The following is a 12,482-nucleotide window of genomic DNA, read 5'->3' on the forward strand; positions in this document are numbered from 1 at the left end:
CCTGACACCTTTTCAAGGATAGAAGCCATGCGTTATCAAAACATTGTCATGCTGTTTATATTGTCCATCTTTAGCGTTAGTGTTACGGCGGGCGGCTATGCGGATAAGCCAACAGCACAGGCTTCTGAATTGTCGAAGAAATATGTCATGGCTGATGAAAGCGCTAAGCCATCGGTGCTTCAGGATTTTGACCATTTGGCTCGGGATAACCCGGACAATGTGAATGTCATCCGCAGCTATACCAGCATACTTTCATCTCGAGGAGAGTATGAAAAAGCGATTTCCTTGCTGGAGCCGGTCAATAAAGCGAGAAACAACCCCTCTCTGCTATTACAAGAATGCATGCTTAAGGACAGGATTAATGATGGCGATGCCGCTTGTTATAAACATGTCATCAGCCTGTCTGAACGTTCAGGTAGTGAAAATATGGACTATTTGATGGCGCTCTTTTTTACTGATGACGGCAGATTTGAGGCAGAGAAGAAAAAATTAGCAGCAAGCAATCCGTCATTGAGTCGCGATTTTGTCATCTTCGATCAGGATAAGCGGCAATTGCTACTGTCTCTGTATCCGTAAAGCCAATGCTTACCCGACCTGAAAATACGGCAGGCCGGGTAAGTCCCGAGCTTAGTCGAGATCTGCGCCGTTGCTGGCGATCACTTTTTTATACCACCAGAAGGATTTTTTGCGGCTGCGCGCCAACGAACCGTGACCGGCATCGTCGCGATCGACATAAACAAAACCATAGCGTTTGCTCATTTCGCCAGTAGAGGCAGACACCAAATCAATGCAGCCCCAGGTGGTGTAACCCATCACCGGGATGCCGTCTTCAATGGCGTCGCCCATTGCACGGATGTGTTCACGCAGATAACTGATGCGGTAATCATCTTCAATCTCTCCGCGGTCATTGAACTCATCTTTCGCGCCAAGCCCGTTTTCCACCAGGAACAGCGGTTTCTGGTAGCGGTCATACATCATGTTCATGGTGATGCGCAGCCCCAGCGGATCGATGCCCCAGCCCCATTCGCTCACTTCAATATGCGGATTGCGCAGTGACTTGACGATGTTCGCCGCGCTGGTGTTATTGGCGTTCATGTCCGCCGATGCGCAGCGCGAGGCGTAGTAGCTGAAAGAGACGAAATCGACGGTGTTTTTCAGGATCTCGTCATCACCTTGCTCTTTATGAATGGTGACGCCTTTTTCGCGGAACACGCGCGCCGCATAAACCGGGTAAGCGCCACGGGCCTGCACGTCGATAAAGAACAGATTTTCGCGGTCTTTTTCCAGCGCCATCCACACGTCGGCCGGTTTGCAGGAGTAGGGGTAGAAGTTACCTCCCGCCAGCATGCAACCCACCTGGTTTTGCGGGTTCACTTCATGGGCAATTTTCGTCGCCAGCGCGCTGGCAATCAGCTCATGGTGTGCGGCCTGGTATTTTACCTGGTCCTGATTTTCACCCTCTTCAAACACCAGCCCCGCACCAGAGAAGGGGCTGTGCAGCATGATGTTGATCTCGTTGAAGGTCAGCCAGTATTTCACCAGTCCATCAAACGCCTCGAAACAGGTGCGGGCATAACGGGTGAAGAACTCTACCATTTTACGGTTACGCCAGGAGCCATACTCCACCACCAGATGCATCGGTACATCAAAATGGCAGAGAGTGACCAGCGGTTCGATGTTGTACTTTTTGCACTCCTCAAACACCGCACGGTAGAAGGCAATGCCCTCCGGATTCGGTGTCAATTCATCACCGTCCGGGTAGAGACGGCTCCAGGCAATCGAGGTGCGAAACACCGTAAAGCCCATTTCCGCCATCAGTGCGATATCTTCTTTGTAGCGATGATAGAAATCGATCGCCTCGTGGCTCGGGTAATATTCGTCATCACGCAGTGCAAAGCGTTTTTCCTGACCGAGTTTTACCGGCAGGCGGTTAGCGCCGTGCGGGATCATATCGACGGTGGTTAACCCCTTACCGCCTTCCCGGAAGCCCCCTTCCGACTGGTTGGCGGCAAGCGCGCCGCCCCATAAGAATCCTTGCGGAAATACTGACATGCCTTACCTCGTTTCGTTAATCAGGCGCGTGCTTCTTTAACAGTAACCGGCTGCGCCGTCTGCGGTGTAGTTGTGGTTTCCACCGGAATATCTTCAAACCCAAGCAGTAGCGTCAGCACGAACGACAGCACCACCGCCAGCGCCATCACGCCAAACACCCAGACGATTGATATCGGGTTAGCCGGGTCGAAGAACTGTACGCTGGTAAACAACCCGGGTGCCGCCATGGAATGGCTGGCCAGCCCGGCAATACCTGCGACTGCACCGCAAATAAAGCCACTGATTAAGCTGGCGATCAGCGGGCGTTTCAGGCGCACCGCCACACCATACAGTGCCGGTTCAGAGATACCCGCCAGAATAGCGGAGGCGGCTGCCGCCATTGCGGTCTGGCGCAGTTCCGGGTTTTTCGTTTTCCATGCCACCGCTAAAGATGAACCACCCAGAGACAGGTTAGCGCCGATTTCAGACGGCATTACCATGCCTTCTTTGCCGGTTTCGGCGATGGTTTGAATAATGGTCGGCGTAAACACGCGGTGCATGCCTGTCATCACCAGCAGTGGCCACAGTGCGCCCATAATGGCGACGGAGAGCCAGCCGAGATAGCCGTGAATGGTATAGACCAGCGCGGAAATCGCGCTACCGATCCAGATGCCAAGCGGGCCAATTAACACAATGGCCAGTGGAGCGGCAATCAGCACAATCAGCATCGGTTTTAAGAAGTTTTTCGTCACCGCAGGCGTAATACGATCGACCCAGCGTTCGATATACGACAGACACCAGGTCATCACCAGTGCCGGGATCACCGTGTAGGTGTATTTCACGGCCGTCACCGGAATCAGCGCGAATTCAACATGCTCGCCCTGTGCGGCTTTTGCCATCAGGTCGATAAAGCTTGGATGCACCAGTACACCGGCAATCGCGATCGCCAGCGACATATTAGTTTTGAATTTGATGGCGGCGGACGCGGCGACCATCAGCGGCAGGAAGAAGAACGCGCCATCACCGATGACTGTCAAAATCGTCAGGGTGGAGGAGCCTTTCGGCAGTGCGCCGGACATTTCCAGCACCATCGCCAGCAGTTTCACCATCGAACCACCGATGATTGCCGGGATCAGTGGCGACATGGTGCCGATCAGCGCATCAAGAATGCCTGCGCCAATACGTTTAAGCGTCAGCTTCTGGGGAGAGTGCGTCTCTACCGGCTGCATATCCTGTGGCAACAAAGCCGTCACTTCCCGGAAAGCCTGAGACACGGTGTTGCCAATAATCACCTGACACTGGTTATCGTTGCGTACCACGCCCATCACGCCGCTGGTGTTTTTCAGCGTTTCACCGTCGATATGCGATGCGTCTTTGACCACAAAGCGCAGGCGCGTCATGCAGTGGGTTACGGCGGCGATATTCTCGACACCGCCCAGCGCGTTCACCACAGAGTGGGCCAGCGCCGCATAGTTCTTTGCCATCGGATTTTTATCCTGTTTTATCAATGAGGTACATTTTCATAGTGCGCTCTGGCGGCCATGAAACGCGAAATAGGTAACCGGTTCCACAAAATCATGATGAGTTTATTTGAGTCAGACAAGATCTAAATTTAACCACTTTCAAAAATCGTGATTACGATCACTATGAAGCGTTTCGCAGAAGTACCGTCTGCGGGTGTTAAGTGTTCCCATCATCCCGATGGCTGAAGTACACTTCGGCTCACGAGGTTTGTTGGGGAAAAAGATGGCGACAATGCTGGAAGTGGCAAAGCGGGCGGGTGTATCAAAAGCCACTGTGTCCCGTGTGCTGACAGGCAAGGGTTATGTGGGCGAAGAGACGAAGGCGCGCGTATTTCAGGCCATTGCGGAAAGCGGATATCGCCCGAATTTACTGGCCCGCAGCCTGGCAAGCAATAAAACCCAGACGCTGGGGTTGGTGGTCACCAACACCCTCTATCACGGCGTTTATTTTAGCGAACTGTTGTCTCATGCGGCGCGCATGACCGAAGACAAAGGGCGTCAGTTACTGCTGGCGGACGGTAAACACAGTGCGGAAGAAGAGCGGCAGGCGATTCAGTATTTACTCGACTTACGCTGCGACGCGATCATTATTTATCCGCGTTTTCTCAGTGTCGATGAGCTGGATGAGATAATTCAAAACCATTCGCAGCCTATTATGGTGCTTAATCGACGTTTGCGTAAAAACAGCAGTCACTGTGTTTATTCCGATCAAAAAGCGTCAAGCCAGAGCGCGGTATTACAATTAATCGCACAAGGACACCGGGAGATTGCGTTTATTACCGGCTCACTGGATTCTCCTACCGGTATTGAACGGTTATCCGGTTATAAAGATGCGCTGACTCAGCAGCATATTCCTGTACGTAATGAATTGATTGTGGAAGGGAAATGGACGCCGCTCAGTGGAGCAATGGGCGTACGAGAATTATTATCCCGCGGGGTTAGTTTTAGTGCGCTGGTGGCGAGCAATGATGATATGGCGATTGGCGCGATTAAACAGTTGCACGACAGCAAAATAGCTGTGCCGCAGCAGGTTTCAATTATTGGTTTTGATGATATCGCGATGGCGCCTTTTACCGTGCCGGCATTATCCAGCGTTAAAATTCCGGTGACCGAAATGGTGAAAGAGACAATTGATCGTCTGATCTTTATGCTTGATGGCGGCGATTTTAACTATCAACAAACGTTTCCTGGCGAATTAATGTTACGCGACTCACTGAGTGCCGGTCCCTACGCCTGATCTCGTCATCTGTCATCGTCACTTCTGTCGATGACAGATTCCTGCCGCTTCTCACTTCTTAAAAACCCATATATTACAGCGGCTTAAATATTGGCACGGTTTATGAATACTTCGGCGGGATAAGGCATATTGCTGGAGGAAACAATGAACCGATTTATCATGGCAGACGCTGCGAAATGCATTGGCTGCCGCACCTGTGAAGTGGCCTGCGTGGTTTCTCATCAGGAAAACCGGGACTGTGCGGCGCTCACCCCTGAGACATTTTTACCGCGCATTCACGTCATTAAAGGCGTCAACGTGTCGACGGCGGCTATCTGTCGTCAGTGCGAAGATGCCCCCTGTGCCAATGTCTGTCCGAATGGCGCAATCAGCCGCGATGAAGGTTTTGTGCATGTCATGCAGGAACGCTGCATTGGTTGCAAAACATGCGTGGTGGCGTGCCCGTATGGCGCAATGGAAGTGGTCGTGCGTCCAATTGTGCGCAACAGCGGCGCAGGTCTTAACGTGCATGCGGAAAAGGCCGAAGCCAACAAATGCGATTTGTGTCACCACAGTGAAACCGGTCCGGCCTGTATTCAGGCGTGCCCGACCAAGGCGCTGGTGTGTGTCGACCGCAACTTACTGGAACAGATGAGCGCGGAAAAACGCCGTCGCGCAGCGCTGGATGGCGCTGTGTCGCTGATGTTTTAACGCCTCTCACTTTCACTTTTAACAGGTCTGTTACTGATGAAAAAAATCACAAGTGTATGCCCATACTGCGGCGCGGGCTGCAAACTGAAACTGGTGGTGGACGGCGGGAAAATTATCCGTGCGGAAGCGGCCGACGGCAAAACCAACCAAAATGAACTCTGCCTGAAAGGGTATTACGGCTGGGACTTCCTTAACGATACCAAACTGCTGACTCCACGCCTGACGCAGCCGATGATCCGCTATGAACGCGGTGGCAAGTTTACCCCTGTTTCCTGGGAAGAAGCGATTCGCTACACCGCGCGCCGTCTGAGTGAAATCAAAGCGAAATATGGCCCGCGTTCGATTATGACCACCGGGTCGTCTCGCGGCACCGGGAATGAAACCAACTACGTGATGCAGAAATTTGCCCGTGGCGTCATCAACACCAATAACGTTGACTGCTGCGCGCGCGTTTGCCACGGTCCTTCCGTCGCCGGGTTGCAGGAAACCCTCGGCAACGGCGCAATGAGTAACTCCATCGGTGATATTGAAAACTCCCGCTGCCTGCTGGTGTTTGGTTATAACTGCGCTGACTCACACCCGATTGTGGCGCGCCGGGTGATCAAAGCCCGCCAGAAAGGGGCAAAAATCATCGTCTGCGATCCGCGTCGTATTGAAACCGCGCGTATTGCCGATCAGCACCTGCAACTGAAAAACGGCTGCAATATGGCGCTGGTCAATGCGTTTGGCTATGTGCTGCTGGAAGAAGAACTCTACGACAAAGATTATGTCGCCAGCTTTACCACCGGGCTGGATGAATACCGTGAAACGGTAAAAGACTACGCGCCGGAAGCGGTGGAACACCTGACAGGCGTACCAGCGAAACAGGTTCGCCAGGCAATGCGTACCTATGCCGCTGCACCATCTGCCACCATCATGTGGGGCATGGGGGTAACCCAGTTCGGCCAGGCGGTGGATGTGGTGAAAGGCCTTTCCAGCCTGGCACTCCTCACTGGCAACCTGGGGCGTGAACATGTAGGCGTGGGGCCGGTGCGTGGGCAGAATAACGTGCAGGGCGCGTGCGACATGGGCGTGATCCCGAATCAGTTCCCGGGTTACCAGAACGTGGTGGATGCCGATGTGCGGGCGAAATTCGCCAAAGCCTGGGGCATCGATGTGGCCGCCATGGACGATAAAGTCGGGGTGCGCATTACTGAGGTGCCGCATCTGGCGCTGGAAGGGAAGGTGAAAGCCTATTACATCATGGGTGAAGATCCGCTACAGACCGAAGCCGATCTTGGGCTGGTGCGTAAAGGGTTTGAAGCACTTGAGTTTGTGGTGGTGCAGGACATTTTTATGACCAAAACTGCCGAACAGGCGGATGTGCTGCTGCCCGCCACCTCCTGGGGTGAGCATGGTGGCGTCTTTACCTGTGCCGACCGTGGTTTCCAGCGTTTTGAAAAAGCCATTGAGCCGAAGTACAACGTCAAACGCGACTGGGAAATCATCAGCCTGATTGCCACGGAAATGGGCTACCCGATGCACTACGACAATAACCAGCAGATCTGGGATGAGCTGCGTGAACTCTGCCCACTGTTCTACGGTGTTACTTACGAAAAAATGGGTGACATGGGGCACGTACAATGGCCTTGTCCGACGCTTGATCATCCGGGTACGCCGTACCTGTATCAGAACAACAAGTTCGATACGCCTGACGGCAAAGGTCATCTGTTTGCGGCGCCATGGCGCGCACCGGCGGAACGTCCGGATGCCGACTTCCCACTGGTGTTGTGCACCGTGCGCGAAGTGGGTCACTACTCTTGCCGTTCAATGACCGGTAACTGCGCGGCGTTACAAACGCTCGCGGATGAGCCTGGCTTTGTGCAGATTAACCCTGCAGATGCGGAGGCGCTGGGTATCAAAGACAAGCAACTGGTGTGGGTGGAGTCCCGCCGTGGCAAAGTCATAACCCGCGCGGATGTGAATGAGCGTATCAACCATGGCAGTGTCTATATGACCTACCAGTGGTGGATTGGGGCCTGTAACGAACTGACGCAGGATAATTTGGATCCGATTTCGAAAACGCCGGAAACCAAATATTGCGCAGTACGGGTGAGTGCGATCAACGATCAGCGCTGGGCAGAGGAGTACACTCAGAGCACTTACCAACAGATGAAGACTCGCCTGCTGAATGCGGCGATGCAATGATGACATGACCAACAGCAACGGTGTCTGCTTACGCGTTTACGGAAAAGTTCAGGGGGTGGGTTTTCGCCCCTTTGTCTGGCAACTGGCGCAGCAGCTCGGGCTGAAAGGCGATGTCTGTAATGATGCGCAGGGTGTGGAGGTTCGTCTGCTTGGTGATGCGGACCAATTTCTCACCCTGTTGCAGCAACAATGCCCGCCGCTGGCACGTATTGATCGTGTGATTAGCACGGCATATCTCTGGCAACCCCTGCCGAATGATTTCACCATCCGCCACAGTGCCGGGGGGGCCATGAACACGCAGATTGTGCCGGATGCGGCAACCTGCCCCGCCTGTCTGGCGGAAATGAACGATCCCGCTGAGCGGCGCTTCCGTTATCCGTTTATCAACTGTACCCACTGTGGTCCACGTTTCACCATTATTCACGCCATGCCTTACGACCGTCCCTTTACGGTGATGTCGGCGTTTCCCCTGTGCCCGGCCTGTGAGTCGGAGTACCGCAACCCGTTGGACAGGCGCTTTCACGCCCAGCCGGTCGCCTGCCCGGATTGCGGCCCGCAGCTTGAGTGGTGCAGCGGCGCGCAGCAGGCTGAAGGCGAGGCGGCGTTGCAGGCGGCAGTGGCCCTCCTGCACAGCGGCGGTATTGTGGCGGTGAAAGGCGTGGGCGGGTTTCATCTGGCTTGTGATGCCACTAACCTGGCGGCGGTGCAGTTACTGCGTGCGCGCAAGCACCGTCCGGCAAAACCGCTGGCGGTCATGTTGCCGGGCACACGTGGTTTAACGGCGCAAGCCGTGACGTTACTCTCCACACCCGCTGCGCCGATTGTGCTGGTGGATAAAGCTGGCGTCAGCGGGTTATGCGAGGCGATTGCGCCCGGCCTTGATGAAGTCGGGGTGATGTTACCCGCCAACCCACTGCAACATTTGCTGGCGCAGGCGTTACAGCGCCCGCTGGTGATGACTTCCGGTAATCTCAGCGGCAGACCTCCGGCGATAACCAATGCGCAGGCGCTGGACGATCTGGCGGAGATCGCCGACGGCTTTTTACTGCATAACCGCGATATTGTGCAGCGGATGGATGATTCGGTGATGCGGGCGAATGGCGAAATGCTGCGCCGTTCCCGCGGCTATGTGCCGGACGCCATACCGTTGCCGGACGGGTTTGACGCCATTCCGCCGCTGCTGTGTCTTGGCGCGGACATGAAAAACACCTTCTGCCTGTTGCGTGGCAACAGCGCTGTGCCTGGGCAACATTTTGGCGACCTGACGGATGAAGGCGTGGAAGCGCAGTGGCGTAGCGCGCTGCGCCTGATGCAGGCTATCTATGACTTTACCCCACGGCAAGTGGTGGTGGATGCGCACCCAGGTTACCGCACCAGTCAGTGGGCTGAGAGTTACGATTTACCGGTACAGACCGTTTTACATCACCACGCGCATGCAGCCGCCTGTCTGGCGGAACACGGCTGGCCGCTGGAAGGGGGGGATGTGATAGCGGTGACGCTGGACGGTATTGGCATGGGCGCGGGCGGTGCGCTGTGGGGCGGTGAATGCCTGCGGGTGAATTATCGCGAATGCGAGCACCTGGGCGGCTTACCCGCCGTGGCGCTGCCGGGCGGCGATCTGGCGGCGCAACAGCCGTGGCGAAACCTGCTGGCACAGATGCTGGCATTTGTTCCGGACTGGCAGCACTACCCGGAATGCGCCGTGCTGGAGCGGCAGAACTGGCCGCTGCTGGCGCGGGCAATTGAGCGCGGCATTAATGCGCCGCTGGCGTCCTCCTGCGGGCGGCTGTTCGATGCAGTGGCCTGTGCCTTGGGCTGTGCGCCGCTGCATCTGAGCTATGAAGGGGAGGCGGCCTGTCAGTTGGAAGCGCTGGCTGCAAGCAGTGGTGCAGTCACGCATCCGGTGACGTTACCGTTGCGTGGGCGGCAGCTTGATCTGGCTGTGTTCTGGCGGCAATGGCTGAACTGGAAAGCCAGCCCGGCGGCACGGGCGTGGGCATTTCATGATGCGCTGGCGCATGGTATCGCCGCATTGGCGCGCCTGCATGCGGTGTCGCACGGTATAGAGACGCTGGTTTTCAGCGGCGGTGTACTGCATAACCGCCTGCTGAAAAACCGCTTACGGGTTTATTTGCCGCAATTCACCTTGCTGTTTCCGCATCAGTTGCCTGCGGGGGATGGGGCGATTGCCTTCGGCCAGGGGCTGGTGGCGGCGGCCCGCCTTACGCGGACAGCGCCTTCAGCAACGCGAACGCTTCTTTCATCCGATCTTCGCTGACCACAAAGGCGCGCAGTTTATCACCGGCATCCAGCCCTTTTGCCACCATGCCGTCGGCTTCGGTGGTGATATGCCAGCGCAGATCGCCCCGCGCCGTTTCCCCGGCCAGATGCAGGGGCATCATCGGCGTTTTCACTTTCACCAGCATGGGCGGTAGCACCAGCTGTGTGCTGCTGCCGGTGAGGTTTTTCGCCAGCGTCATGGCGCTGAGCTGGATCGGTTGCAGGAACGGCAGTACCCGGCCATTGATCTCTGCGCAATCCCCGAGGGCGTAAATATGCGGATCGCTGGTTTGCAGTGCACCGTCTACCACGATGCCACGGCCTGTCGCGATGCCCGCCGAGCGTGCCAGCGCGGTGTGCGGCGACAGGCCGGTGGCGGCAACGACTACATCGACCTCCAGATAGCGATCGTCATCAAGCTGCGCGCGTACGCCGCCACCGCTCTGTTCAAGGGACAATAAGCGGGATTTCAACAGCAGGCGTACGCCCATGGCGGTCAGGCAGTGTTGCAAACGTCCGCTGACTTCCGGCGGCATCAGAGACGGGAGAATGCTGCTGGCGTTATCCAGCACGGTGACGCTTTTCCCCGCGCGTTGAAAATCCATCGCCAGTTCGCAGCCAATCAGCCCTGCGCCAACGATTAATACGCGCTTTGCATCGCGCAATGATGTTTCACCGTCGCGGTACTCCTGCTGGCTGTTCAGGGTCAGCATCATGTCGCTACCCGGCAGCGGGGGCACGAATGCCGCCGCCCCGGTCGCCAGCACCAGCTTGTCGTATTGCCACTGTTTATCCGCGCTTTTCACCACTTGCGCCTGTGCATCAATGGCACTCACGCGAGTTTGCGGGAACATACGTAAATGGTACTGTTCGGCAAACTCCCCCGCCGACTGGCGGGTGAGATCGTCGGCGCGCTGGGCGAGACTGATGACATGGCTAAGATCCGGTTTGTTGTACTCCTCCATCCCATCGGCGGCAATGAGCGTTAGCGGGACGGCGCTGTCCAGTTTACGGATGTTTTTCACCAGCGTCCGGGCAGCAAAGCCCGAACCGATAATGACAATACCTGCGCTCATTTTGCCTCCGATGCCAGTTCGTCAAATACCTCTTTACCTAATGAACATTCCGGGCAGAGGAACATGTCCGGCACATCGCGCCACGGCGTACCCGGCGCAACATCCTGTAGCGGTTCGCCTTGTTGCGGATCGTAGATCCACTGACAGACGCTGCACTGCATGCGTGGGCCGAGTTCGGCAGCCGCTGCGGCGGCGCAAGCACAGGCCTGTTGTGCGCTGGCGGGCGGCGGATTCACGGCTTCCGGCAGCGGCGACAGCGCCCACTGGCGGGCAATATCGCGACCATGCTGGCGGCACACTTCCAGTGCGTCCAGATCCGGTCGCCATTTTGCTTTCAGGCTGACGGACATTTCAAAACCGGCGTCCTGCAAACGGGTGGAGAGACGGTCTACCGCACCACCACTCCAGCCATGGGAGCCAAAGGCGCTGGCGCGTTTATTGCGAAAACGCAGGCCGGTTATCTCTTCCACCAGTCCGGCAATTTTCGGCATCATCACGTTGTTCATGGTCGAGGTGCCAACCAGCACGCCTTTGGAACGGAAAACGTTGGTCAGAATGTCGTTTTTATCGCTGCGAGCAACGTTGAAAATTTTCACGGCGACACGCGGATCGACTTCGTTAATCCCCTGGGCAATCGCATCTGCCATCATGCGGGTGTTGTTGGACATGGTGTCGTAGAAAATCGTTATGCGATCTTCCTGATAGTCCGCCGCCCATTTCAGATACAGCTCGACAATTTGCGTCGGGTTATCGCGCCACACCACGCCATGCGAGGTGGCGATCATGTCCACCGGCAGGTTGAAACCGAGGATTTCAGTAATTTTCGGCGTTACCAGACGGCTGAATGGCGTGAGGATATTGGCGTAGTAACGCTGGCATTGTTCAAACAGTTCTGTTTGATCCACTTCATCGTTGAACAGACGTTCGTCGCAGTAATGCTGACCAAACGCGTCATTACTGAACAGCACTGCGTCGCCAGTCATGTAGGTCATCATGCTGTCTGGCCAGTGCAGCATGGGCGTTTCAACGAAGATAAGCTGTTTGCCGTTACCGATATCCAGCGAGTCGCCCGTTTTCACCACATTGAAATTCCACTCCGGGTGGTGGTGGTGGCCGTTAATGGAGTCGATGGCGTTGCCAGTGCAGTAAATCGGTGTATCCGGGATGTAGGACATCAGTTCTGTCAGCGCACCCGCATGATCTTCTTCCGCGTGGTTAATGACGATGTAATCGATCTTCTGCAGATCGATTTCACTGCGCAGGTTCTGCACAAACTCCCGGCTGAACTTATGATCGACGGTATCAATCAGTACGTTTTTGCCTTCGCGGATGAGATAACTGTTGTAGCTGCTGCCGCGCAGTGTTTTGTATTCCGTACCGTGAAAATCGCGCACTTCCCAGTCACGTTGCCCGACCCAGTGAATGTTGTTCTTTACATGAATAGCCATATCAAATGTC

At 55.7% G+C, this 12,482-nt stretch carries 9 protein-coding genes; 5 read left to right on the forward strand and 4 right to left on the reverse strand.

All coding sequences use genetic code 11. The features are described 5' to 3' along the window. Nucleotides 1-27: 27 nt before the first annotated feature. Nucleotides 28-576, forward strand: a complete 549-nt coding sequence (locus O9K67_RS05235) for a hypothetical protein (protein WP_061493439.1) — start codon at nucleotides 28-30, stop codon at nucleotides 574-576. A 51-nt stretch (nucleotides 577-627) separates the two neighbouring features. Here the strand turns inward: O9K67_RS05235 and O9K67_RS05240 are convergent, their stop codons facing one another. Together O9K67_RS05240 and ascF are read right to left on the reverse strand one after the other, a co-directional pair. Next, nucleotides 628-2,052, reverse strand: coding sequence for a 6-phospho-beta-glucosidase (locus O9K67_RS05240; RefSeq protein WP_061493440.1), 1,425 nt, complete (start codon nucleotides 2,050-2,052; stop codon nucleotides 628-630). A 20-nt stretch (nucleotides 2,053-2,072) separates the two neighbouring features. Next, nucleotides 2,073-3,515 carry a PTS cellobiose/arbutin/salicin transporter subunit IIBC gene (ascF, locus tag O9K67_RS05245; RefSeq protein ID WP_061493441.1) on the reverse strand — a complete coding sequence of 481 codons (1,443 nt, stop codon included), beginning with the start codon at nucleotides 3,513-3,515 and terminating at the stop codon, nucleotides 2,073-2,075. Nucleotides 3,516-3,777: 262 nt separating this feature from the next. Between ascF and O9K67_RS05250 the strand changes: the two genes are divergently transcribed. The 4 genes from O9K67_RS05250 to hypF all read left to right on the forward strand — a co-directional run bounded on the left by O9K67_RS05250 (nucleotide 3,778) and on the right by hypF (nucleotide 9,946). After that, complete coding sequence (locus tag O9K67_RS05250; protein ID WP_061493442.1) at nucleotides 3,778-4,791, forward strand: LacI family DNA-binding transcriptional regulator; 1,014 nt, start codon at nucleotides 3,778-3,780, stop codon at nucleotides 4,789-4,791. Nucleotides 4,792-4,935: 144 nt separating this feature from the next. Then, nucleotides 4,936-5,481: an electron transport protein HydN gene (hydN, locus tag O9K67_RS05255; RefSeq protein WP_061493443.1), complete on the forward strand. Its 546-nt coding sequence runs from the start codon at nucleotides 4,936-4,938 to the stop codon at nucleotides 5,479-5,481. 36 nt (nucleotides 5,482-5,517) lie between these two features. Continuing rightward, nucleotides 5,518-7,668 carry a formate dehydrogenase subunit alpha gene (gene fdhF, locus O9K67_RS05260; RefSeq protein WP_061493444.1) on the forward strand — a complete coding sequence of 717 codons (2,151 nt, stop codon included), beginning with the start codon at nucleotides 5,518-5,520 and terminating at the stop codon, nucleotides 7,666-7,668. A gap of 4 nt (nucleotides 7,669-7,672) precedes the next feature. Then, nucleotides 7,673-9,946, forward strand: a complete 2,274-nt coding sequence (gene hypF, locus O9K67_RS05265) for a carbamoyltransferase HypF (protein ID WP_061493445.1) — start codon at nucleotides 7,673-7,675, stop codon at nucleotides 9,944-9,946. Here the strand turns inward: hypF and norW are convergent. Together norW and norV are read right to left on the reverse strand one after the other, a co-directional pair. Further along, nucleotides 9,891-11,024: an NADH:flavorubredoxin reductase NorW gene (gene norW / locus O9K67_RS05270; protein ID WP_061493446.1), complete on the reverse strand. Its 1,134-nt coding sequence runs from the start codon at nucleotides 11,022-11,024 to the stop codon at nucleotides 9,891-9,893. The genes hypF and norW overlap by 56 nt on opposite strands. Next, entirely contained in the window at nucleotides 11,021-12,472 is a 1,452-nt protein-coding gene (norV, locus tag O9K67_RS05275) for an anaerobic nitric oxide reductase flavorubredoxin (RefSeq protein WP_061493447.1), read from the reverse strand. The genes norW and norV overlap by 4 nt, the downstream gene beginning before the upstream one ends. Nucleotides 12,473-12,482: the final 10 nt, after the last annotated feature.

Origin of the sequence: Kosakonia oryzendophytica, from assembly GCF_027886705.1 — a bacterium.
Lineage (GTDB): Bacteria > Pseudomonadota > Gammaproteobacteria > Enterobacterales > Enterobacteriaceae > Kosakonia > Kosakonia oryzendophytica.

Coding starts and splice junctions, on each gene's coding strand:
- O9K67_RS05235 (WP_061493439.1), top strand. CDS start 28: ATGCGTTATCAAAACATTGTCATGCTGTTTATATTGTCCATCTTTAGC.
- O9K67_RS05240 (WP_061493440.1), bottom strand. CDS start 2,052: ATGTCAGTATTTCCGCAAGGATTCTTATGGGGCGGCGCGCTTGCCGCC.
- ascF (WP_061493441.1), bottom strand. CDS start 3,515: ATGGCAAAGAACTATGCGGCGCTGGCCCACTCTGTGGTGAACGCGCTG.
- O9K67_RS05250 (WP_061493442.1), top strand. CDS start 3,778: ATGGCGACAATGCTGGAAGTGGCAAAGCGGGCGGGTGTATCAAAAGCC.
- hydN (WP_061493443.1), top strand. CDS start 4,936: ATGAACCGATTTATCATGGCAGACGCTGCGAAATGCATTGGCTGCCGC.
- fdhF (WP_061493444.1), top strand. CDS start 5,518: ATGAAAAAAATCACAAGTGTATGCCCATACTGCGGCGCGGGCTGCAAA.
- hypF (WP_061493445.1), top strand. CDS start 7,673: ATGACCAACAGCAACGGTGTCTGCTTACGCGTTTACGGAAAAGTTCAG.
- norW (WP_061493446.1), bottom strand. CDS start 11,024: ATGAGCGCAGGTATTGTCATTATCGGTTCGGGCTTTGCTGCCCGGACG.
- norV (WP_061493447.1), bottom strand. CDS start 12,472: ATGGCTATTCATGTAAAGAACAACATTCACTGGGTCGGGCAACGTGAC.